This is a genomic window from Pseudoalteromonas ostreae (genome assembly GCF_018069805.1).
Classification (GTDB): Bacteria; Pseudomonadota; Gammaproteobacteria; order Enterobacterales; family Alteromonadaceae; genus Pseudoalteromonas; species Pseudoalteromonas ostreae.
Genome location: NZ_JAGPYN010000010.1, coordinates 1 through 24,729, shown reverse-complemented (window position 1 = coordinate 24,729; position 24,729 = coordinate 1). Strand labels below are relative to the sequence as shown.

The 24,729-nt window shown below is 41.2% G+C and carries 16 protein-coding genes and 2 tRNA genes; 4 read left to right on the top strand and 14 right to left on the bottom strand.

Annotation, left to right across the window (positions count from 1 at the left end; genetic code table 11):
- Positions 1 to 53: 53 nt before the first annotated feature.
- A complete protein-coding gene (locus tag J7338_RS09565; protein WP_210796855.1) occupies positions 54 to 1,220 on the top strand; it encodes a DUF3103 family protein in 1,167 nt (388 codons plus the stop codon).
- A 309-nt stretch (positions 1,221 to 1,529) separates the two neighbouring features.
- Here J7338_RS09565 and J7338_RS09560 read toward each other — a convergent pair whose 3' ends face one another.
- The 9 genes from J7338_RS09560 to J7338_RS09520 all read right to left on the bottom strand — a co-directional run bounded on the left by J7338_RS09560 (position 1,530) and on the right by J7338_RS09520 (position 18,505).
- Entirely contained in the window at positions 1,530 to 2,393 is an 864-nt protein-coding gene (locus J7338_RS09560) for a PhzF family phenazine biosynthesis protein (protein WP_210796854.1), read from the bottom strand.
- Between the two features lie 164 nt (positions 2,394 to 2,557).
- Complete coding sequence (gene blaCARB / locus J7338_RS09555) at positions 2,558 to 3,424, bottom strand: CARB/PSE/RTG family carbenicillin-hydrolyzing class A beta-lactamase (protein ID WP_182734283.1); 867 nt, start codon at positions 3,422 to 3,424, stop codon at positions 2,558 to 2,560.
- Positions 3,425 to 3,559: 135 nt separating this feature from the next.
- Positions 3,560 to 5,533 carry an exodeoxyribonuclease V subunit alpha gene (gene recD / locus J7338_RS09550; protein WP_210796853.1) on the bottom strand — a complete coding sequence of 658 codons (1,974 nt, stop codon included), beginning with the start codon at positions 5,531 to 5,533 and terminating at the stop codon, positions 3,560 to 3,562.
- Positions 5,530 to 9,150 carry an exodeoxyribonuclease V subunit beta gene (recB, locus tag J7338_RS09545; RefSeq protein WP_210796852.1) on the bottom strand — a complete coding sequence of 1,207 codons (3,621 nt, stop codon included), beginning with the start codon at positions 9,148 to 9,150 and terminating at the stop codon, positions 5,530 to 5,532. Before recB ends, recD begins: the two co-directional genes overlap by 4 nt.
- A complete protein-coding gene (gene recC, locus J7338_RS09540; protein WP_210796851.1) occupies positions 9,137 to 12,445 on the bottom strand; it encodes an exodeoxyribonuclease V subunit gamma in 3,309 nt (1,102 codons plus the stop codon). Before recC ends, recB begins: the two co-directional genes overlap by 14 nt.
- Before the next feature lie 167 nt (positions 12,446 to 12,612).
- The gene (locus tag J7338_RS09535) at positions 12,613 to 13,677 is read right to left on the bottom strand and encodes an alkaline phosphatase D family protein (RefSeq protein WP_210796850.1); all 1,065 of its coding nucleotides are present in this window, start codon (positions 13,675 to 13,677) and stop codon (positions 12,613 to 12,615) included.
- Positions 13,674 to 14,801: an alkaline phosphatase family protein gene (locus J7338_RS09530; protein WP_210796849.1), complete on the bottom strand. Its 1,128-nt coding sequence runs from the start codon at positions 14,799 to 14,801 to the stop codon at positions 13,674 to 13,676. The genes J7338_RS09535 and J7338_RS09530 overlap by 4 nt, the downstream gene beginning before the upstream one ends.
- A gap of 66 nt (positions 14,802 to 14,867) precedes the next feature.
- The gene (locus tag J7338_RS09525) at positions 14,868 to 17,237 is read right to left on the bottom strand and encodes a TonB-dependent receptor domain-containing protein (protein WP_210796848.1); all 2,370 of its coding nucleotides are present in this window, start codon (positions 17,235 to 17,237) and stop codon (positions 14,868 to 14,870) included.
- A gap of 224 nt (positions 17,238 to 17,461) precedes the next feature.
- Positions 17,462 to 18,505 (bottom strand): alkene reductase, encoded by a 1,044-nt coding sequence (locus J7338_RS09520; protein WP_210796847.1) that lies wholly within the window; start codon positions 18,503 to 18,505, stop codon positions 17,462 to 17,464.
- Between the two features lie 145 nt (positions 18,506 to 18,650).
- Between J7338_RS09520 and J7338_RS09515 the strand changes: the two genes are divergently transcribed.
- Together J7338_RS09515 and J7338_RS09510 are read left to right on the top strand one after the other, a co-directional pair.
- Positions 18,651 to 19,232 carry a TetR/AcrR family transcriptional regulator gene (locus tag J7338_RS09515; protein ID WP_210796846.1) on the top strand — a complete coding sequence of 194 codons (582 nt, stop codon included), beginning with the start codon at positions 18,651 to 18,653 and terminating at the stop codon, positions 19,230 to 19,232.
- Between the two features lie 72 nt (positions 19,233 to 19,304).
- On the top strand, positions 19,305 to 19,700 hold the full coding sequence (locus tag J7338_RS09510) for a DUF2750 domain-containing protein (RefSeq protein WP_145233101.1): 396 nt from the start codon (positions 19,305 to 19,307) through the stop codon (positions 19,698 to 19,700).
- A gap of 82 nt (positions 19,701 to 19,782) precedes the next feature.
- On the opposite strand, the gene J7338_RS09505 is transcribed toward J7338_RS09510, so the two are convergent.
- Complete coding sequence (locus J7338_RS09505) at positions 19,783 to 20,295, bottom strand: gluconokinase (protein ID WP_275074474.1); 513 nt, start codon at positions 20,293 to 20,295, stop codon at positions 19,783 to 19,785.
- A gap of 150 nt (positions 20,296 to 20,445) precedes the next feature.
- Between J7338_RS09505 and gntU the strand changes: the two genes are divergently transcribed.
- The gene (gntU, locus tag J7338_RS09500) at positions 20,446 to 21,789 is read left to right on the top strand and encodes a gluconate transporter (protein WP_210796845.1); all 1,344 of its coding nucleotides are present in this window, start codon (positions 20,446 to 20,448) and stop codon (positions 21,787 to 21,789) included.
- 43 nt (positions 21,790 to 21,832) lie between these two features.
- Here the strand turns inward: gntU and gntR are convergent, their stop codons facing one another.
- The 4 genes from gntR to J7338_RS09480 all read right to left on the bottom strand — a co-directional run bounded on the left by gntR (position 21,833) and on the right by J7338_RS09480 (position 24,635).
- The gene (gene gntR / locus J7338_RS09495; protein WP_338052511.1) at positions 21,833 to 22,852 is read right to left on the bottom strand and encodes a gluconate operon transcriptional repressor GntR; all 1,020 of its coding nucleotides are present in this window, start codon (positions 22,850 to 22,852) and stop codon (positions 21,833 to 21,835) included.
- Between the two features lie 220 nt (positions 22,853 to 23,072).
- Positions 23,073 to 23,162: transfer RNA gene (locus J7338_RS09490), tRNA-Ser, on the bottom strand.
- Positions 23,163 to 23,310: 148 nt separating this feature from the next.
- Positions 23,311 to 24,351 carry a quinolinate synthase NadA gene (nadA, locus tag J7338_RS09485; RefSeq protein ID WP_210796843.1) on the bottom strand — a complete coding sequence of 347 codons (1,041 nt, stop codon included), beginning with the start codon at positions 24,349 to 24,351 and terminating at the stop codon, positions 23,311 to 23,313.
- 208 nt (positions 24,352 to 24,559) lie between these two features.
- Positions 24,560 to 24,635 (bottom strand) — tRNA-Lys (locus J7338_RS09480).
- Positions 24,636 to 24,729 lie beyond the last annotated feature (94 nt).

Genomic DNA, 24,729 nt, shown 5'->3' with positions numbered 1-24,729 from the left:
TTATTGTAAGTATTGTTTTATAGGGTTACTGATCACGGAACGGTAGAATTTATATGATGAATAAAATAACCAAATGCTTGGCAACCTTAGCTCTGTTGAACTGTATCTCAGCGCCCGCTTTTTCAGCTCAATATGAAATCGAAAAAGGTGAAAACTTATCCAAGTTGGCGCAATACAAAGACGTAACCACCATTAAACGCAATTTCGCAAAACAAATAGCGCTTAATTACAGTGAATTAAACGCTGATCTTAAACAAACGCTAAGCCAATATAAACTGGTTTTGAATGCGGATCAGCTACCGTCTTTAGGCATGCACACACAACAAAATACTCGTTTAGCAAACAGCGCGTTACAACAACTTAAAGGTTTACCACAAAACACCGGTAGTTTGTTACAAGTGCGTTTAGCTAGCGATGAAATGCTTAGCGCTTGGCAGCAAGGCGAACGCCCTTTATTTGCATTTGCACCTGCTGGTGACGATACGCAATGGAGCGAGATTGAAGCGTTCGATCAGTTTGGTGACATTCATTATCTTAGTGTTGACCAAATGCCGACCCAACCTGTATTTATTGTCGAATTAGATCAACAAAAAGTACAAGATGCGGGTATTGCGGTAATGAGAGGAATTTTATCTGCTAACAAATTCAGCAAAAGCACGATTAGTCCACAAAACCAGTTAAGCAATGAACAACCCCTGCAAACCAGTGTATTGAAAAAAATACGCTTAGAAGATGACAAAGAACCTTGGATCTCAGGTGGTGCTGAAGTTTATGCCATTGTAACGGGTATCGACCCGACCCGAGATGAACCAATATTAGATATCGTTGATTTACCTTATTTAGATCATGACAAAACTGATTACAGCCCTAATCAAGTACTCATTCATTGGCAGCGTTATCGTTGGCAGGCGGTTGATTTACTCTTAATGGAACAAGATGACAACACCAACTATAAAACTTTAGCAATAAAATTATTAGAAATATCAGAGCAAGTGATGGCGAGCATTCCTGATTTACAAGCGCAGGGTTATGCCATTATCCCTAAGCTGACCAATGAACTGCTAAAAGCAATGCCAGATGAATGGTTTACTAATAATGACGATTATGTTGATGTTTTTTACACCCTGTTTGAAAACAAAGACTATCAAGAATATAAAGGAGCAAGCAGTAATGCGACCATTACACTGTCTCCTTTAGAAATTAACCCAAGACTAAACTAAGTCATCCCATTCGCTTAATTATTATTGCGGATGCTATCTTCAGTAGCCACCCATTTGCGCTTTAACGTTAACGGGTGGCTTTATCTATTTAAATTTAATTAAATGAGTAGCTGCTTCAGCAAAAGCAGAATTAGAAAAAATAGCAGCAAAATTAGTAATGAAATTTCAATCTTCATCGTGATGCTCCTAGTGTACAAACGAGCCTGTAAATAGTGCTCATTTTTAATTTGTTTTTAGTATTGACCGTCTCTTTATAAAAGCGAACAATAAGAATGCTAATGTCTATTACCAGAGTTAATGCTATATTTGTTATAAGGTAATTAATACTTTACCAATACTATTTGCAAAACCACCCACCTTTACGCTGTTTATTATTGAATTATTAGACTCAACAGATGCTGTGATTATTGAATGGCAATTCATAGCCCTACCTTGTTCAAAAACATATTCACACCCTAACTCAGCAAGATGCTCAGTTAGGTAACATGCTAAAGCCCCACAAGAGCTTCCTGTTGCTGACTCTTCAGAAATACCAAACAAAGGAGCAAAGTTACGGCAGCTGGCTGTATGTTTACTTTGCACTTCACAAAGCTCAAAAACATGAAAGCCAACTAGGTTGTGCTTTTTACAAAAAGCAGCGATACGTTCATCGTTTGGCTCTATTGCATCTAAATAGCCATGAGGAACAGCAATAATGACATCGGCTAGTCCTGTTGAAATAGCTTCAATAGGTAAGTTTGTGCTTTCAAGTATATTACTTTCAATACCTATCACATGGGCAATTTCTTGATATGAAAAACCAGCTATTTTTTCAGGTAATTGCTGCTCCATGACAACCTTACCATTTGGTTCAATACTCACTGATAACATGCCAGCCTTGGTGCGCTGAACATACGTGCCCGCAGTAAGCATACCTTCTTGGAACATAGTAGAAAAAGTAGCTAACGTAGCATGGCCACAAAAATCAACTTCTGCTGTTGTAGTAAAAAAAGACACCTCAAAATCAGCTTTATCATCACTAGCAACAAAAGCCGTTTCTGAATACCCAACAACTTGAGCAATTTTTAATTTTTGAGCACCTGTGAGCCTGTCAGCATTAAAAACAACGCCAGCAGGGTTGCCACCTTTGCCATTTACTGTAAACGCGTTTACCAAAGCAACTTCAATATCCACCTGTACCAACATCCTCTATAACGAGCCTTAAAAGTGACTCGTTTTATTTATCTTTTAATCCATCAACCATAGCCGAGTTGCTATTTTGATTCAATGGTTTAGCTGTTCTGGCAGGAGCATCAGACCTTACTCTTTATCCATGAAAGACCTCAACGTTAGCTTTATCAACGAGACTGCGATGTATAAACTTTAAAAATGGAGTTCCCTAGTTTAGCGATCACCTCATTGCGTTCTTTCATTGAGACCTCAGTTTGCGCTATATAGATGCTAATTATGATCGGTGATTGATGTTCACTCCATACTACAGCTGTAATGCTTCGAGCACCAAAGCCACCAGCCCCGGAACGATCGGCTATGTTCCAACCTTCAGGCAACACTGAGCGCAACAAGTTACCAGTTACTTGGTTATTGACCATCCATGCTTTTAACTTTTCTTGGCTCATTGGAGAAAGTGTTGAGCCGAATAATAGTTCATTTAAAGTGTTTGCTATTGATTTAGGAGTCGTTGTATCCCTTAAGTCTCCTGGTATTCCTTCATTTAACTCGGGCTCAAAACGGTCTAAGCGAGTTTTTTCATCCCCTGTGTGCCTTACAAAATCAGTTATGCTTTCTGTGCCCCCTACTGCATTTATGATGATGTTTGCCGCGGTATTATCACTTGTTTTCATGGTTGCAGAGCACACATCATCGAGGGTTATTGCTTGTCCTACATACTTTTCTATAACCGGAGAATACGTCACAAGATCTGTCTTTTTAATTTTGACTGTACTATTAAGATTAATATCCCCTTGCTCAGAGTCATACAATAACTTTGCACAAGCAATTGTTTTAAAAGTACTTGTCAAAGGGAAGCGTTCATCACCTTTGTAATCCCAGTATTCTCCATTTTTAGTATCAAGAACCGTTACCCCTATCCGGCCCGAAAGCGTCACTTCGATTAACCTAGCTTCTTGCTCCACTTGTTGAAATTTTGGGCTATGTGAAAATGCCACAAATGGTATTAAAAGCAAAATAACCAATAAAGAATTCATCTATTTAATCCCATGATTCTGATTAACCAGCATTTTATATCAAAGCATCTGTGACAACAAAAAAGCTAAAGCTTGACCTACATGATAAATTTAATGGGGTCAGATCAAGCAGCTTAAAACTTAAAGCTTTCCCTTTCAAAGCTCCACCAACCTCTCATACAATCCTGATGCCCTGCTGACTGATTTATTCATTGCCATTAACAACACTTTTTTATCAGCCACCAGCTCGAAAGTGTTTTTAGCGCGGGTAATGCCGGTGTAGACTAACTGGCGGTTGATGCCGGCAGTTGCTTGGTTTTGTGGTGGCAGTACCATAGCCGTATAGGCAAACTCGGAGCCTTGTGATTTATGAATAGTCATTACATAAACTGTGTCATGGGCTGGTAGTCTGGCTGGTGAAAATGCCCGTTGATTGCCCTGCTCGTCAATAAATAAGGCTTTGAGCTGGGCACTGTCGTCGTGCATGAAAATCCCAATATCTCCATTAAATAGTTTTAGCTGATAATCGTTTTGCGCAATCATAATCGGCATGCCCAAATAATGCCGCTGATTTGAGTTTACATTAATCAATCCTTGCTGGCTTAATTGCGTTTCAATGCGTTTATTTAAACTATGAACGCCGTAATCGCCTTCGCGTACTGCGGCTAACAACTGGTAACTGGCAAAAGCTTTATGTATGTCTTGTACGCTCGCGTGTTGTTTAATTAAATTAAGATACTGAGCGTATTTACTGGCGGCGCTTTGTACTAGTTTATCAATCGGTTTATTTACAATGTCATAGTCTAAAATAACGTCTTTAAATTGGCCGCTGCTCAGCTCTTGCTCTACATAATTGAGCTTGCCGCTGTTATTGGTATTAACCGCTAATGCTAATTGACCTATGCCGCTGTCGGCTGTGAAACGGTAACTGTGCTGTAAAAACGCGATACAGTCGGCCAGTTTGAATTGACTATTACCTGCGACTAATTTGCGCTGGTTATTAAAGCATAAGCTGTTTAGTTCAGCGCAACGCGCCTCTGAATAACTTGGTGTTTGGCCAAGCACTAAACCTTGGCATAAATCGCTCATTACACTGCCGGTATCAACCGAGGCAAGCTGATCTTTGTCACCGAGTAATATAAGTCGCGCATGCTCTGGTAAGGCCTCAATTAGTTTAGCCATCAGCGATAAATCAACCATCGACGCTTCATCAATGATCAATACATCTAAATGCAATGGATTACTGCGGTTATGTCTAAACTTATTAGTAAACGGTTTTACCCCCAGTAACCGATGAATCGTTTGCGCGCTTTCTGGGATCAGCGGCGTAATAGCAGCGCTTATTTTATCTTTTAACTGTTGTTTTGCCCCAAGGATTGATTCACTTAATCGCGCAGCGGCTTTACCTGTCGGTGCCACCAATTTAATACTCAGTGGGGCATTTTGATAAAGCGATTGTAAAATGGCTAGTAGCTTAGTCACGGTCGTGGTTTTACCTGTACCTGGGCCACCGGTAATAACGCTAAAGCCTTTGGTTGCTGCCATCGCACAGGCGACCTTTTGCCAATCGAGCCCTTGCTCTGGTGCATCTTGTTCGGGGAAATAGTCACAAAGTAACTGAGTTAACTTATCGCTATCAATATCGAGCTTACGCTCACTCATTAACAACAATCGTGATGCCAGTGTTTGCTCATAACCGCTTAGACGTGCAAAATAAAAACGTTGTTCAAGTAACTGTAACGGTTTAGCCTCCCCGACACTAGGATGGTTTTGCAAGCAATTAATTGCCTCTGCGGTGGTAAATGTGTCGCTAAACGGGCTGAGTGTGTCAGGAATTATGCCCGCTAGTTTGGTAAAATCACTTTGGCGTAAATTAAACGGATTACGCCAATCTACCTGCGCTAAATCTAAACAGCTGTGCTGACTTTGCTGCGATAAACAAAGTAATAAAAGCAGTGAATAAACGTCGTTTGGTCGTTGAGTTTGCTCACTGCTACACAGTAATTCTGCCAGTTTTATATCAACCATTCGTAGCCGGTTTTCGCTAAGTAGGTAATCAAATAATGGCACTATTTGTACGTCGTTCGTCGCTGCTGTTGCAATGGCTGTATTGGTATCTAACACGCTCATAGCATTGCTCCTTGGCTATTTTCGGTTGCCTTATCTATGCTTTGAGCAACCCTGCCTTGACTAAAAAGCCCATCTAAAATAATAACTTGCTCGGCGGTCAACTTTTTAAAGTACACACCTTTTCCATCGGCCATACCACGTAAAAAGGTGTAATATACGCCCCCTAAATGCTGCTCAATGCTGTAATTGTTGATCCGTTGTTTTAATAACCGATGCAAGGCCACGGTGTAAATTAGATACTGTAAATGGTACTGGTGGCTACTCATAGCTTGCTCTAAATGCTCTTGCTCATAATCAGTTGGCTGGTTGCCTAAAAAATTAGACTTATAATCCAAAATAAAATACTGCCCGTTATGACAAAATATTAAATCGACAAACCCTTTTAATAAGCCTTTTACATCATAAAAATCGAGCCTACTTTGATTAAAACCAAAGTGCTTGATCAATGTTTCATTCAAGCCTTTTGCCGTTAAACTGGTAATTGGCAGATTAAACTCCATTTCAACCAAACAATCCCGTGGCGTTAATTTACTTAAACTTAAACCGTTTTCATTCAATGGGCAGTTTAACGTGGCAAGCACCCATTGCTCAGTTGTCTCTTGCCATTGCTCACTAATATGGTATTTGTTCAAGCTGCGCTCAACTACCACGCTTAGGTTTTGCTCATGGTTTGTGGGGTGCTGCTCTGGGCTGGTGAAATCCAGTTGCTCAAAAATCTCGTGTAAACAACTACCCGGTTTTGCCCCCTTGGGAAAGCTATAAGGTGAGCGAATATCGTCTTGTTGCGTGGCAAACTCATCTTTTTGATGATCTTCGTCGCTGCGCCCAGGTTCTAAATGCTCGCTATGACTTTTAAAACTCAGCGCACTAAAACTGGTGGTGCGCCAATCACGTTCAATTTTAACTTTAACCTTATTAACACTCACACTATGACTTTGTGTTTGGCTTGATTGCAGTGATAATGCCCCCTGCTGAAATAACTCTTCGCTAGTAAACTGTTGATAACTCATGGCTGGTTTGTCTGCACAAAACTCTTGCAAATGCGTGCGCCACACTAAACTACTGGTGATATCAAGTCCTGCAAATAATACATGCCCTAAGGAGCTACTTTGAATTGCCAACCGACTACTCTGTCCTTGGCCTAGGTTATACATACCAATTGCGCAGTAATGAACGGCGCGAGTGAGTGCAACATACAATAACCGTAAATCTTCAGCTAGGCGTTCTTGCTCCGCTTTTTGTAACGCATCGTCGTTTTTACTGAGATCGTAAATCAGCTGGCCATCCTGATGATACAACGCATCTTTCGTTTCACGATAACCGCTGGCAAATGGCATAAATACCAGCGGGTATTCAAGCCCTTTTGAAGCATGCATAGTGACTATTTTTACCAAATTGGCATCACTCTCAAGGCGAACTTGCACGGTTTCGGCATCTTGTTGACTTACTTGCTGCGCAAACCAACGTAATAATCGTAAAGTACCCTCTAGCTCGATTTGTTTTTGCTGCAGGATCTCGCCTAAATGACGAAAATCGGTCAGCCAACGCTCAACGTTGTAACCCAACCCTTGCCATTTCGCGCTTAATTGATTGTGACTGAGTAAGTGCTCAAGCATTGCCATAGCACCTTGTTTGTACCAAATAGAGCTCAAGTAAGCAAAAAAGTTAAGATGCTCTTGCCACTGTGCTTCATCATCAGCTAAGGCATAAATGTCATTATAACTTAAGCAAAATAGTGGCCCAGCTAACACGCCGCGCAACAGTGATTCGTTGTATTGGCCATGTAAAGCCGATAAAAAATTAAGTAAATGATGGCTCAGCTCTTGGCTAAATACACTCTCACGGGATAAGTACACGCTCGCAATTTTGGCATCACTGAGGGCTTTTTTCATAATTTGCGCTTCAACCCGATCACGCACCAAAATACAAATATCTGCCGCCGTGACAGGCTTATTCGCAATACACGCACGCCCTTGCTGTGCTTGCTCAAGTAAGATCACTATTTTATTGGCAAAATAGCTAGCTAAATGTTGCTGGCCAATGCCTTTATTAGTTGGTTTATTTTTTTCATCTGCGGCGCTATCTGCAAGCACACAAAACTCAAAGGCGGTGGCAGGTTGGCCATCAATTAAAAACGATTTATCGGCTTTTTTACCTTGTGCCGCCACGCGATTAAACGGGATCGCATCGTTATAAATAAAGCTGTTATCGTGTTTACTAAACAGTGCATTGACGCTTGCAACCACATCGCTACTGGAACGAAAGTTAGTACCAAGGGTAAATTGCTGCTCCTTTGCCACTTCGTGTTTAGCACCAATGTACGTAAAAATATCCGCGCCCCTAAAACCGTAAATAGCTTGTTTAGGGTCGCCTATCATGGCAAGCGTGGTGTTTTCTTGGCTATAAATTTTACTAAAAATACCGTACTGAATGGGATCAGTATCTTGAAACTCATCAATCATCGCTACCGGGAACAACTGCGCTATTTTTTCTGCCAGTGCTGCGCCTTGCTCTGTATTGAGTGCACTGTGCAAATTAGTTAATAAGTCATCAGGAGTTATAACGCTTTGCTCTTGCTTGCGTTTTACAATGGCTTGTTTAACCCAACTTGCCGCATGTTGCACAATAGCGATTGCCAAGCCTTGATTAACGGTGTTAACAAGCTTAGCCATTTCATCAAACTGGCTAAGCATTACATGACTAAACAAAGGCTGATTTTTTTTATAATTAGTTTCTTCACTGAGGTTTTCAGTACTCCATATTTCATACGAGTACTTGTTTGTACCAAACTCAAAAAACAGCTCATCACCAATACAAAATGCCTCAAGCGCTGCAAGGCTGCCTTTACGTGCAGGTGTTTTGGCACCACTTAAGCCTGAGCTTTTTACAGCTGCAATAAATTCGCTATCAAGGCAGGCTTTTTTAAAGCTCGCGACTTTACCAAGATATAGCTCGCGTGCTTGCCACACATCATCTAGTTTTATTTGCGGAGTAACCTGTGCATTGCCTTTATTAAGTATGTTCGCCACTTTACTAAATAACGCTTCAGGGGCTGCAAATACCTCTAAAATTGCATCGGTTTTTTCTTTATTGAGTGGATATACAAACACTCGCCAAAAATCTTTGATGGTTTCAAGCAAGATCTCCCGTTGATCTAAAATAAACTCCAAATTAAACGCCACACCAGACTCAAACGCATGCTGTTTTAACATTCGTTGGCAAAAACCATGAATGGTGAATATTGCTGCTTCATCCATCGATTTAGCGGCGGCATCGAGCAAATCAAATGCACGGTGTTTATCATCGATTGTGGCGATCACAGCATTGATCAGCTTATCCTCTGTTGCTTGGCCAAGCAGTGCATCACGTGCGGCTATAATACGAGTGCGCACACGGTCTTTAATTTCTTGGGTGGCGGCATCGGTAAACGTAACGACCAATATTTGTTCAACACTCAGCGGAGTATTTACGGGCGATGAGTGTTGTTGCGCGATTTGCATGCCGAGTAAATAACGTAAATATAAACCTGTAATAGTATACGTTTTACCGGTGCCTGCACTGGCTTCAATGAGACTTTGCCCAATAAGCGGCATGGTAAGTGGATCAAGCGCTTGCATGGTCACTCTCCTTTGCATGTGCAAATAACGGCGCAAGTAGCTTTTCGCTCCAGCGTATAAATTCCTCTTGGCACTCATTCAACGATTGCGTTGTTAAGCGAATATAGGGGTTCTCGCCCTCGCCTCGGCCAATATATTGTGGGCTAAATTTGCTCATTGCCTTGCCAATATCGCCACCACTTTTTACGTACTCATAGCCACTCACAGGAAAAAACGCTACGGGTTCTTTAAGTAGCGCGTTATATAAAGTAAACCAATCTTGCAACAGTGCTTGGGCATCTGCTTTAGCCAAAGCAGCAAAAGTGATTTGTTTATCAAGCCCAAGTAATACAGTTTCTACATGTTGATCCACGCACTGCGCAACAAGGTGATATATAAAGCCCTTGATGAGATCTTTTGCCTTGATACTGGCACTGCGATAAAACACTTGTTTGTGCTGATAAAAATGATTTAACCAGCCTTCAAGCTCAGTACTGTTGCTATCACTGTAAAGTGTTAGCGCAACTTCAATCGGTTCATTTTTGCCGCCCTTGATGTGCTCTTTAACTTGCCCTGCCAGTGCATCAACCCGGTGCTGCATTTTCTCAAAGATCAAATCTCCAACATGCGCCTGCGGTAACTCGCCTCGTTGCAGTATTTGCTCACGACTAAGGGGCTGCTCAAAAATAGCCGCTTCGAGTATTTCGTCGAGATAAAAATAACGCTGCAGTGCGTCTAAACTAAATGGCTCTTCATCTTTAGCTATTTCGTTAAATTGTGCTAAACGCAACCCTAAACTTTGCTGATAAAAACTCTCTTGTGCATTGCATACGCTGCGGATAAACATATCCAGATCAAGATGTTCAGGTGCGCTGACCTCAAGCGCCGTCAGTGGCTCTGGGATTATTGCCTGAGCGGGTAACCAAATTGGATTATAACTGTGATTTGATTGCAGCGTATTAGTGGTATCTGCCTGATAATTTAGGCTATTAAAAGGCTGTAAATGCTGTTTATTGATCAAACACTCAGGCAAGCTTTGCTCACTTGGCTCAGCAAATTTGAAACTGCGGCCAATGTATTCTAGTAATTCACTCACTAAGGTTGATGGCATACGCGGTTGATTATCAAAACATGAACGGCCAATATAGCTCATGTATAAGTTATCACGGGCGCTGAGCAGCGCTTCTAAAAATAAGTAACGGTCATCTAATTTGCGCGATCGGTCACCTTTTTGCTTTTTCGAATAAGGCACTAAATCAAAACCAATCGGCTGCACCGTTCGTGGGTAATCGGCATCGTTAAGCCCTAACATACACACCACTTTAAATGGCACAGCACGCATTGGCATTAGCGTACAAAAGTTCACTTGGCCGACTAAAAAGCGTTGCCCTACACCTTTTTCTTGAATGCCTTGTTTAATTAAATAACTCACAATACGCTGCGACACTACTTGCGTGTAATCGCCATTATCATGGTGCTTTTGCAGCTCTTCGAGCACCTTTTGCAGTACCAGTAAATCCCAGCTATCGTCGCTTTCGCTCTCGTAAATAGCCGTTAATAGTTCACTCAGGATAAGGGTTTTATTAGTGAGCGTGTCGTCTGGGGTGAGCCTGTGTTTAAAGTGTTGCAATACATCAATAAAATGCACTAATTTATTGAGTGTATCAAGTGCCATCCCTTCCACTTCATCAGCGCTATATATACCATTAAACGGACATTGTTCATCACGTTGGGCAATACCTAACAATAAGCGGTTTAAGCCATGTTGCCAGGTATTTAATTCTATCGCGGGTAAATCAAAGCTATGCTTATGCTCGGCGTTTATTCCCCACTTGACGCCAACCCGCTCAAGCCAATATTGAATTTGCTCATATTCGTGCGCTTCAACACTAAACTTTTCAGCTATTTGCGTCACTTGCAGTAAATCAAGGATATCTGACACACCAAAGCGCGAAAACGGCAGATCAGCTAAGCTTGCAAACGAACTCAGTACCGGTTTTTCTTGCTCAATGGCTAGATCGGCTAACGCATAGGGAATAAAACGGTTACCCTGCGCACCACCAAATACCGCTTCGATGTAAGGGCTATAAGTGCCAACATCCGGCATCATTACTATAATATCTTTTGGGGTGAGTGCGGGGTTTTGATTAAATAAATTAAGTAAGTAATCGTGCAAACGCTCAACTTCTCTAAGTGGAGTATGGCAATCACTTAGAGCAATGCTGGTATCGGTAGTGCTTATTGCAAGCTTACCTTCATCGTTTATAAACCATTCTTTATTGTCAGTAAGGGATTCACCTTTAAACGCTAACTGGTAAATTTCGCTTTGAATTTGACCAAGTAAACTGTCGTCAAACACATCAATAAAGCCATCAATCCAGCTTGCGTCACGCTGTACCAGTTGTTCAAAGTAATCACGGCCTAATTTACCCCACGATGATAACAACGGATTACCAATAAAATAATAGTCTTGCTCTGGCTCACTTGACTTTTTTTGCTGCGCTTCCAGCAATGGCATTTTGGCGTATTTAGCCGTTATTTTAGCTGCCGTTTTTTCATCAATTAAATCCCCCCAATAATGTTCGCTGGGATTAAAAAAGAATAAAAATACCTCGGTTTTTTTACTCAATGCATCAAACACATCAAGTTGCGAACTGGCAATGGCTGAAATACCAAATAAACTGATCCGCTTTGGTAATAAGCTACTATCCATTTTATCAAGCGCGGCTAATAACTGCCCTTGCATATTGGCACGATGAAACTGGCTTTGCCCAAGCACTTGACTATGCGCTACTATTTTTCGCCACAGATCAGGCTGCCACGGCGCGATACTAATATCTACATCATCTAATTTATCAGTGCCGCTGTCCCATGTTGCTATCCAGTGCGGACGGTACATTAAATATTGGTCATATACATCGGCTATTTTTTCACATAAAGCAAAAGTTTTTTGACCGTCAGTGTCACCTGCTAAGTAGGTTTTAAGGGGTAAATATAACGGTTCATCAATGCAGTTTGGTAAAATAGCAAACAACTTCCAAGCAAGATTAGGTTTATTAAACGCCGACTCTTTGGGTACATTCGGTAATAGCTGCTGGTATAACTGCCAAATGAAACTCGACGGCAATGGAAAATCTACCTGTGCTGCCACCCCCAAACTTTCACTTAAACCAATTTTTAGCCACTGCGACATACCCGGAGATTGCACCAACACCACTTCTTTATCAAACGGGCTGTTTAATGGGTTTACTTTTAAAAGCTGATGAAACTGCGCTTGCAGGGCTTCCATACGGTTAGATTGAATAATATTGAGCATTGCGACACTGTTCTTGCTTGATATAAAAACAGTGTAAGATATTTTCAATTATAGGGGTAGCCATTGTCGCTAATTGGCATTAATAAATCAGCGAGTTAGCACAATAATTAACTCAATTTTTATACGCACAGTATAGAGACTGTGCGTTTTATTTTCTGAGGGAGTCATTATTTATATGGGCTAATACTTGATAAGCTAAATTGGCTTTGCATGATCACATCGCCATCAATGCCTTTTAGCTGGAGTGAAATAGCTGGATCTATTTGTTGCCAATCAATGCTTAAATCACCGTAATTAACGTCATGTGTGAACTTCCCCACGCGGTGTTTATTAGGACTGACGTTTTTCCATTTTTCAGTAAGGCCTGAGCTGGTCATTTCAATCAGTGGATAATCAAGGTTTTGTTCATACCTTGATATCTCGCCCCAGTGTGTGTCGCCACTGATAATTACCACGCCGTTTACTTTGTGTTTTTTAATTAACGCAAATAAACGGTTTCTATCCTCCGGAAAATTAGCCCACGACTCCCAGCCGGTAAAGTCAGGCAGTAACTGTAAGCTCGAAGCAATCAGTTTAATTGCAGCAGGCTTTTTAAGCTCTTGTTCAAGCCATTGCCACTGCGCTTCACCTAACATCGATGCGCCTTTTACTTCACTTGGGCTATAAGGCCCTTGATTATTCGCTTTACGCTCAGTCTTGTATTGTGTTTCACTAACGTGGTTAAGTGCATCGCGGTTCCAACGCAGATCAGGCATGATCACTTGTATCGTGTGCTCACCTTCGCCATACATATACGAGGTATAAATCCCATCGGCACGTGTGCGACGCACTGAACCCGTTGGCTCTTGCCAAAAGTCGAGCATAATTTCCCGAGACTGTTCTTTATGTGGGTACTCTTTACCTGCATCATTTTGGCCAAAATCATGATCATCCCACATGGCAATAAGGGGAGTCTGTGCTTTTAACGTTTTAAAGCCGGGCTTAGCAGCTAAGCGCTGATATTTATCGGCAAGTACGCGCATATTGTTGGTGTCGCCGTAAATATTATCACCCAAAAAGATAAACAAATCAGCCTGCTCTTTATTGATCGCGTCAAAAATCGGAATATCTTTATCTTGATGCCCACATGAGCCAAACAGTATTTTTTGCGGCGTTAGTTTTTGCGGTGTACTTAATACTGAAAAACTCGCAACAATGCTTACCAATGCGGCCGCTTTAATTAAATGCTTCATTTTAAAATCTCATCAATTGCATCCGCCATAGCGGGATTAAGCTGCTTAGGGTTTTCGCCAAGTACGGTTAAAATCGTTGCCGCAACTTGTGCTTGTTTGAGCTCTGTTGTTGTTTTTAATAAACCTTGCGGTTTAATATCTGGGCCAATTGCAGCTAACCAAATATGCTCAGAGCCAATAATTCCCTCAGGAAAAGCTTTACGACCTTGCTCCGATTTTGCCATTGCTTGTTTTGAACTATGATGCTGCCAATCATTAGCGTTACTGCCACGGCCATGATCTGTGGTGATAATAAGCGTTGTGTTATTTTTATAGCCAGGTGTAGTCTGAATGGTTTGCCATAAATCTTTGATAAAAGCGTCACTTTGTTTAGCCGACTGCAAATAGTGATCGTAATGGCCATCATGGGCAAAATCATCGGTTTCACCTAAGCTGATCACTAATAACTTAGGCTTTTTTGCCAGCATATAAGCTTTGGCAAAACGATATGTAAAACTGTCTAAACGCACATTATGCCAAGGACTTGGGATCTCCTGTTGTAAAGCATTTAATAGTGGCGCATCGGCAAATAAGTCTGCCTCAATTGGCATAAAACCCGCATTTACATATACGTCGCTGCGTTTGGTATTAACAATAAACGGAAATACATCCCAACTGCCAAATAAGGCGGTTTTATTTTTATAGTTAGCGCGTTGATCTAATCGCTCTAAAATAGTTTTATTTGGATTTGGCGTTTTATCATTACTGTTAATTGCCTCATCAACACTGCCAGTTAAGATCTCACTGTAGCCTGGGTATGAAAAATACCACGGGTTACTCACCGACATTGTTGAACCATTTTCTCTATCGCCAATTAACACACCGTGTTGGGCAATCGTATTGCTAATAAATGGCATTAACTGAGCTTGTCGGGCGTGTTTGTCATCGCGCCAAAACTGTTGCTTCAATTGCTCTGGCTGTTTAACAAAATCGGGATTTGCTAACAATTTTTGATCGGCGCCGTTAAATACCTCTTGCCAGCGCACACCATCAAGCGTCACAAGCACGACATTATCACTGGCTTTGACAATATGACTTATCATTAATGTACAACCTATTACGGCCAGTTTAGCTATTGCTTTCATAGTATTCCTATCAATAAAAACCCATCAACAAGGATGGGTTTTGGTTATTATTTTTATAATTAGGGCTTAAAAATTAGCAGTAAATGTAAGTGCTGCAGTTCGTGGTGCACCAATAAAATAAGTGCTGCCATTACCTGTTCCACCCGCTAAATACTGTTTATCTGTTACGTTAGTGACAGCAAAAGCAATATCGATTGATTTAAATGGGCCGGCATTGACGTCTGCAGCATAACCGGCATTGATATCAAGCACGGTATAACCATCAACTTTATTACGTGTACGAGTTTGCTCATCTAAAAATGCACCTAAGCGTTCACCGGTATATTTAGCGGATATACCAAAGCGGAAGTCGCCACTGTAATAATCGGTCGAAAGCACAAACATATCGCTTGGTGAATCGATTACGTCATCGCCTTTTTTAAAGCTTGGCGGTAGCGCTTTTCCGTCTTCATCTTTGAGGATAACACCATCGGCATCGTAGGCACTTGGATCGTGCGATGCGTATTCAGAGCTGTTATTAGTGTATGAAGTATAAATATTCCATTCATTTGTAAGCATATAACTTGCTGATAGTTCAATACCTTGCGAGTCAATACCACCTACATTGATGTAAGAGCCATTTGTACCTATCGTATAATCAATCCCGCCGGTATCACTGCCAGGTGCGATAAAGGTGATACGGTTATCAAAGGCAATAGAATAAGCGGTCGCCGTTAGGCTCAAGCGGTCTGCTTTATAACGTACACCAAAGTCGATATTTTCAGCTGTTTCTGGTTCAATTTCTGTGAATGTAGAACTATCACGCTCCAGCACACCATCTTTAATTGCTGAGAAATTCTCACTAAAACTGGCGAATAACTCTGTGCTGCTAGTTAGCTGGTACAAAGCACCTGCACTAAATAACACATCTGAATCACTGTTTATTTTATCTGAGCGTAGATCTGCAAAATGATCGTATTTTTGTAATTCAACTAAATACTGTTTAGCGCCAAGATTAACTGTAAAATCGCCTAGGCTGATAGAATCTTGTATGTACCATTTAAAGGTATCTGTTTCAAAAGTATTTTTGTATTGCGTCCAGTATGGAGTGCTATCAAAGTGATGATACACGCGAGCATCAATAACTTTATGCCAATCACGAGATTCGTCTCGATCAGTTTGCTCAAACCAAATACCTGCTTCAATATCGTGCATCCCTAAAGTTAATTTATAATCGGCAGTCAAACCTAAACGGTCCTTGTCATAGTGTGTATGGCGATATGACATTACCGGTATTGCCGAATCAGGGTAACACGCAGGATTCAACCCTGTGCCTGAATCCCATGGCCAACTGAGTGTGTCTGTACAGTTTGCATTAGGCGTTAATGGCTTACCTTGGCTATCTGCAAAACCATATGAACCAGCATTTGTGCCGCCTTCAGTTGTTGGATCACCGTCTTTATCGACAGGTGTTGTTAAATAAGGTGGGATCCAATCGCCACGCCCTGAGTTTTTATGGTAATAAGGGCTGATTGTTAATAATGACGAAGGTGAGATTGCGTATTCAAACTTTACGTAACCTAACGCATTTTCACGCAATGTACCCCAACCTTCTGCAAACATTTGGTCAAAGTGTGGTACGCCGGTCCAATTCCAAGTTAGTTGATCCCAATCGGGTGTTTGCGCAAATTGCTGCAAGCTCACACTGTTATAGTTGGTCTCACTTACATCATCATACGATAAACGCCCTGTTACAGTCAGCGCATTAAAGTTAGATACAAATTTAGCCTCCGCATGTTGATTATCTTTACCGCCATTACTGCCATCACCTATCCAGCGGCTAGTATTGGTTTGTGAATAACTCACATAAGCTTGCGTGTTGTCAAAGAGAGTACCTGTTTCATGCTTAAAATAATAACGGGTCGCATCGTGATCACCATTGGTGTAAGCAAATGTAGTTCCTCGCTCAAGACTAGGATCTTTACTAACAAAATTAAACGTACCACCGAGCGCTTCAAGTGATGCTGAAGCAATATCTGAAGTCCCTTGGCCAACTTCTACAGTGGCTAAGTTTTCGCTGTCTAGGTAACGATTCGCTTTTGCACCACCGCCATAGTTAGATCCACCGTTTGGTATACCATCAACCGTCATACCTAACTGCTGTTGGTTACCATCGATACTAAAGCCACGCATCGTAATAGTGGTAGACCAATCATCACCACCAAATGCATCACCTTCGTTAATGCTAATTCCCGGTAGGTTATCCATTACCGATAAGACACTTGATACCGAACTCTGCTGCTCAATCATTGATTGTTCAATCACACTATTTGCATAGCTCGTTGGTTTTGCCACGACCGTGATTTCTTCTATTTCGTTGCTACTTGCAAAGCTATTAGTTGAAAACGCTAAAGCGATTGCTAAGCTTACAGTCGATCTTTTAGTAAAAGTACGCATTGTTGCCCCATTTGCAATAATTGTTTTGTATACGGGCACAGTATGGAGGGAATATATGACAAAAAAGCTCGAAAAAATTGACGTAACAGTGACAAAAATATTGATTATTTATGACAACAATGCCAAGCGCATATAAACACCTAAACGAGTTTGTAATCAGCATGTATGGCGTTAATGCAACCACCTACGGGCGTAGGTGGTTTAGTGGCTAAAATACACTACGTTTAAACTAGTTCCGCCAGCATTTCATCACTATAAGGAACCACTTCTTCAGCATTTTTGATTTTACTGATGTAATCTGGGTTTGCGATAAACGGGCGACCAATAGCAATTAAATCAAACTTATTGGCGTTAATCGCAGCTTTAGCCGTGTCAAAATTATAGCTACCAACCCCCACTAAAGTACCTGAATAAGCCGCACGTAAATATTCTGACGTCGTTTTATCTGCAAGGCTTGCAAAGCGCATGCTATCGTCAAAAATACCGCCATGTAAGTAAGCGAGTGCTCGGCTATTCAACTCGTTTAAGAGGTAATCAAATACCGCTTTATCGCGGCTATCTTCGCACATATTAAAGTAAGCGCCAGGAGATAAACGTAGCCCAGTTTTATCTGCGCCGATGACGTTAATTACCGCATCAACAACTTCAAGTGCAAAACGCGACATATTCTCTGGAGTTTGCCCGTATTCATCATCACGCTCATTGGCTGCATAATGTAAAAACTGATCGATTAAGTAACCATTCGCACCATGTATCTCAACGCCATCAAACCCAGCTTCAAGCGCATTCTCTGCAGCCTTTGCATAATCTGCAATTAATGACTTAATATCGGCAGTGGTTGCTGCTTTTGGGGTAATATAAGTAAGCTCACGCATACGTGGTACAGAGCCTTCAACACCAATCGCAGATGGGGCTAAAACGTCGCCATCAAAAAAGTGTGGATGTGCAACCCGACCAACATGCCAAAGTTGTGCAAACATTTTACCGCCCTGCTCATGCACAGCATCGGTTACTTTTTTCCAGCCTTGAATTTGTGCGCTGGTAAATAAACCTGGCGTATTCGGGTAACCTTGCGCATCAGGGCGAATAATCGTAGCTTCACTAATTATTAAACCGGCTTCAGCACGGCGTGCGTAGTAATCAACCATCGCTTGGGTTGGCACTAAGTTATCGTCAGCCATACAACGCGTTAGCGGTGCCATAAGTATACGGTTTTGTAATTCAATCGTGTCATTAAGCTTAAACGGTTGCAGTAGATCAGTGATCATTCTTATCAATCCTTATCTTGAGTGTACATTCAAGATAAGGGCGAACAATAAAACATTCAAGTCTATTTTTGAATATTTGTTCAAGATTAAGTAAACTAACCCCACCTACACCTTATAAGTCAAATAGAATGCAACAGAGCGCCCTATGAGAATAGCCGAATTTGACCGTGAATTTGTACTTCGCCAAGCGATGCTGGCTTTTATGCAACACGGTTATGCTAAAACCAGTATGCAAAAATTAACGCAAGTTACAGCGCTTCATCCGGGATCTTTATATGCTGCGTTTGGCAATAAAAAAGGTATTTTCTTAGCGGCTATTGAGCAATATCAGGCTGATCGAAATCAGCAATTTACGGCACTTTTTTGTCAACATAAACCCGTTTTACCAAGCCTACGCCAATACTTAGACTCAATAGTCAACGAGTGCATCAGTGGTGATGCGATGAAAGTATGTTTACTGACTAAAAGTATTAGTGAAGTTGAAGGGCAAGATTCACAGATCAGCCACGTACTGATGACAAATTTAAATGCCTACGAAAACGCCCTCGCCGAACAATTTGAGCGCGCGATAAAAGCAGGTGAAATCCCAAACACACGCACAGCTGAGCATCTAGCTCGTTTTTTAGCAATGGGCCTTTACGGCTTGCGAACCTATGCACTGACTAACCGCTGCGAACAAGATCTAAGCCAACTCGCCGACGATTTATACCACGCAATGTGTAATTAATTTTTAACTAACCGACATTTTGTCATATTAGTAAATATACTATACCTAAGCCATTCTAGAGAGAGTCTATTAATGAGTAATGCAACTGCAACCGCATCTGAAAAATTCGAGACAATCTTAAATTTAGGAGCCAAAAAAAGATTGGCTTTTATGTTTGAGACCGTCCAAGAGTTCAAACAAGTGTGGATATTAAATGACGACGATGGCTGTGTTATGCTCGCCAACGAAGATGATGATTGTGTACCGGTATGGCCTGAACGTATTTATGCCGAGGCATGGGCTACCGGTGAGTGGGAAAATTGCACAGCTAAAGCAATTCCATTGAAAGATTGGACAACCCGATGGACACCCGGTCTTGAACAAGATGACTTACTTATCGCCGTTTTTCCAACCGAAGAAGACGACGGCACGATTTTATTTCCTGATGAATTTGATTCACAACTAAAAGCACCTAAAAAGCGTTACTAATTGAATATGTATCAGTCGCAGGTTACTTGGTTTCCTGCGACTTTTATTACTCACACACCCTCTGAAAGAAGCACTTTATAGTTTATTTTAAGGTCGCTTTAAAACAACTTTCAACGACGTCTGCAAATGGTTGGTCTATATCGATAGTAATAACATTGTTTTCATCCGGCATTTCAAGCGTATCAAATTGGCTTTTTAACAATTCAACTGGCATAAAGTGGCCTGTTCTATCGTGCATTCTTTTTTTTACTAGTTCAAACTCACCATGAAGGTGTAAAAACGTAATTCCCACATTGCCATCACATATTTGCTGACGGTATTTTTGCTTCAAGGCAGAGCATACTATCACTGCGACTTCATTTTTCTTTTCAATACTAAAAGCAGCATCACGAATTCTTTCTAACCACGGCGTTCTATCATTATCATTAAGTGGCTCCCCAGCAGACATTTTTAATATATTTGCTTTTGGATGCAGGTCATCACCATCAATAAACTTAACATTCATTTTTTTTGCTAATGCAGAACCAACACTTGATTTGCCAGTGCTTGATACGCCCATAATAATAAATATACGCCCAGTTTTTGTTTGGCTCACTTGATTAACCTCTATTTAATTTTAAATTCATTGCTGTTCAATGTATTTATTATTTTAAGTTACAGGTAGTATGTTACCCGTAACAATTGATTATGTGAAGTTAAACAAAATTAACCGAAAAATGATTAAGATCGTATTAGTAGGAAGTATATGTCAGATTTATCTTTAATTTTAACTGCAGTAGGCTCTATCTTTTTATTACTTTTTCTCGTAATGAAAGTAAGGCTTCATGCCGTTGTATCTTTGATATTAGTCTCGATGATCGCAGGATTGTGCTCAGGCATGAGCCCTGAAATGATCACAAAAACAATTGAAAAAGGCATGGCTGGCACACTCGGCTTTGTAGCTGTAGTGGTTGCCTTAGGTGCTATGTTTGGCAAGGTTATGGAAGAAACGGGTGCACTGGATCGCATTGCACATACTCTTTTACACAGGTTTGGTGATAAAAATGCCAATTGGGCACTGACCTTTACTGGTTTCATTTGTGCTTTACCGTTATTTTTTGATGTTGCTGTAGTGCTTTTAATTGGGATTGTTTTTGCTGTGGTCAGAAAAGGCGGCGGCAGTGTAATTAAAATTGGCATTGGTTTACTAGCAGGAATAGCATCTTGCCAAGCATTTTTAATTCCCGCGCCTGGCCCTATTTTAGTGGCTTCTGAATTAGGGGCTGACTATGGCTATATGATTTTGTTCGGCTTACTTGCAGGTATTCCCGCGATGCTAATTGGCGGCCCTATCTGGGGAGCGTTTATCTCTAAATCTATTCATGTTGAACTGCCTGTCCATGCTCAAACAGAGAACGAAATAAGAGAAGGTAAAGGCACTCCTAGCTTCGCTCTTGCCCTTGGTTTAATTGCCCTACCTTTGCTTATGATCAGCTTAAACACACTAGGTGGTCGGTTTGTGCAAAACGACTCGAACATCGCACATTGGCTTGCATTTATTGGTCATCCTTTTACTGCCATTTTAACCGCTTGCTTAATGGCTTTTTATCTTCTGGGTGCCAGACGAGGTGTGCCTAATAGCCGAATAATGGCGATCTGCGGTAGTGCGCTGCAACCCGCGGGAGTCATTATTCTTGTAACCGGTGCTGGTGGTGTGTTCAAACAAGTATTAATTGATTCTGGTGTCGGTGATGCACTGGGTAATTATCTTGCAGGTTCAGGTTTACCAATTGTTATTTTAGCGTTTGTTTTATCCGCGGCAGTTAGAGTAATTCAAGGTTCTGCAACCGTTGCTATGCTAACAGCATGTGGCTTAATTACCCCAATGTTAGCGCCTCTTGGGCTCAGTGGCGCGCAACTTGCTGCAATTACGATTGCGATAGGTGGTGGCTCTATCGTGCTTTCTCATGTTAATGACTCGGGGTTTTGGCTGGCAAGTCGCTATCTTGGTCTAACTGAAATGCAAACTCTTAAAACGTGGACCGTGATGGAAACAATTATTGGTACATGTGGCGCGATAGTCGCAATATTGATCTCGCTGTTTCTATAGCGACTAAATGCTCAAGCTATATTCGCTTGAGCATTTTTTAATACTAAGTACTTTCACCTAAATTAATTTTATAACCCACATCAAAAACCCGGTCTTTAGCTATAATATCAAGCTTGTTATCAATCGCACTTAGTAACGTTTCACCAGCAAGATTACCAATCCGTTGACGTGGCGTTATTACACTGGCAAGTTGCGGCACCATAGATTGACCGACATCGTGACCATGAAAGCCAACAATAGCCATTTGCTCTGGTACTGCTATATTACTTTTTTGACACTCGAAAATCGCACCAATCGCCAAGTCATCATTGGTACAAAAAACACAGTCTGTATCAGGGTAATCCTTGAGTGTTTTCACTATAAGCTTGGCACCTAAACTATACGACGATGGTTTATCTGTCATGATACTTTGTGGCGTCAATCCCCTTTTAGTCATCGCAGCGGTATAACCTTGCAGTTTCAGTTTGGTTCTCATATCGAGCCTGGCACCTAAATAAACAATATGTTTATAGCCTTTATCTATAAGAGCGCTGGTCATATCAAAGGACGCTTTAATATTATCAAAGCCAATTGAATACTGAATGGGTGGATGGTTAATATCCATTATTTCAACAACTGGAATACCTGCCATTTTTATCATTTGCCGTGTTCGTTCGGTGTGAATTGTCTCAGATAATATCAATCCATCGACATGATAAGACAATAAATACTCCACCCTTTTCTCTTCAATCTCTGGGCTATAACCATAATGCGCGAGCATGGTTTGATAACCTGCTGGTTCAGTTATTTCTTCAATTCCTCGGATCACTTGCGCAAACACTTGGTTAGTCAATGATGGAACAAGTACACCAATAGAAAAGCTTTTCGCATTTGACAATAAATCGGGGGCTTTATTAGGTATATAACCAAGTAAATCAATCGCTGCACTGATTTTACTGCGCGTATCTTCAGATACTTTCGTAGGACTTTTTAAATAACGACTTACCGTCATTTTAGTCATACCTACCGCATCGGCTATATCCTGCAAAGAGGAACGTTTATTTTTTTTCATTACAGATAATATATTTTAATTGTTACCTGTAACATAACAATTTCGGTTGCGATTAGCCACTGCCGCCATCTTTATTTAATATTGACCAGCCTACGATAGAAATGCGTATAGGGTTACAAAAGAATATTAAAAGGGGTAAAGGAAAGTACACACCGATATAAATGCAAGACTACTTATTATCAGACACTACAAGCACAAAAAGGACGCCATGAGGCGTCCTAATATTGAATGATGGCGGAGGAAGAGGGATTCGAACCCTCGTTAGGGATTAACCTAAACACACTTTCCAGGCGTGCGCCTTCAGCCACTCAGCCATCCCTCCGCAGGTTACCATTTGGTAACGCGGCGTAATAGTATGAAATCACGCCCTGTGGTGCAAGGTGTTTTTCCCTTTTGCCAGTTAACTGCCTAGTAAATAAACAAAAAAAGCTGCTAATTGTGATATCAGCGGCTTTTTTCTGCAAACTAACTTAGCGTTGTAGTGACGCTGAGAAGTCGAGCATACGATTAAGCGACTTGAGTGCGCCTTCACGAAGGTCCATATCTACAAACACCTCTTTGCCAGTTGCATCTAATAACGCTTCCTCAATCGCTTTGAGGCCGTTCATTGCCATCCACGGGCAGTGCGCACAACTCTTACATGTTGCGCCTTCACCAGCCGTTGGTGCAGCAACAAATTCTTTATCAGGGCATAACTGCTGCATTTTATAAAAAATGCCGCGATCTGTAGCTACAATAAACTTTTGGTTATCCATTGTTTGCGCTGCTTTGATCAATTGACTGGTTGAGCCTACCGCATCAGCTAAAGCAACAATTTCAGCAGGTGATTCTGGGTGTACTAAAATGCCAGCATCAGGGTACAGCGCTTTCATGTCTTTCAGGGCTTTGGTTTTAAATTCGTCATGTACGATACATGCGCCATTCCACATGATCATATCAGCGCCAGTATTCTTTTGAATATAGGCACCTAAATGTTTGTCTGGGCCCCAAATGATTTTTTCACCCATTTCATCTAGGTGCTCAACAATCTCTAGGGCACACGATGAGGTAACAATCCAATCAGCGCGAGCTTTAACGGCAGTTGATGTATTTGCATATACAACTACTTTACGATCAGGGTGCTGATCACAGAACGCAGAGAACTCATCAATTGGGCAACCAATATCAAGCGAACAGGTCGCTTCTAGTGTTGGCATAACCACGGTTTTATTCGGTGTCAGTATTTTTGCTGTCTCCCCCATAAAACGTACACCCGCGACAATGATCATGTCAGCATCGTGTTTTGCGCCAAAGCGCGCCATTTCTAGCGAATCGGCAACGCAGCCACCGGTTTCTTCAGCAAGTGCTTGAATTTCAGGATCAGTATAATAATGGGCAACCAATACAGCATTTTTATCAATCAATAATTGTTTGATACGTGCTTTGTATTGTGCCTGCTCATCATTATTCAATGGAGCTGGTTTAGGAGGAAAGATATAACCTTCAGGCATAATAGTTTGAGCTAAACTCATTTCTCGACCACTTAATCTACAGTGCAATTATGGGGCGGATTATACGAGAATATAAAACTAAATAACAGTGGTGGTCATAAATAGCAATTTGATTAACGCATTTATATTTAGCTTGGCGATGATTTTTGTAAGTGTTTTTTGTTTTTATATGAAGCGATGTGAATTTACTAACTGGGAGTCAGATAAACTGAAATTGAATAAACCAGAATGGTGGGTCATGATGGACTTGAACCATCGACCAATGGATTAAAAGTCCACTGCTCTACCAACTGAGCTAATGACCCGCTCTGATGTGCTTAAGCACGCTGCGTAGATCCGCCGATTACAACCACTCTACTATTCGTTACAAATAAAGAATGGTGGGTCATGATGGACTTG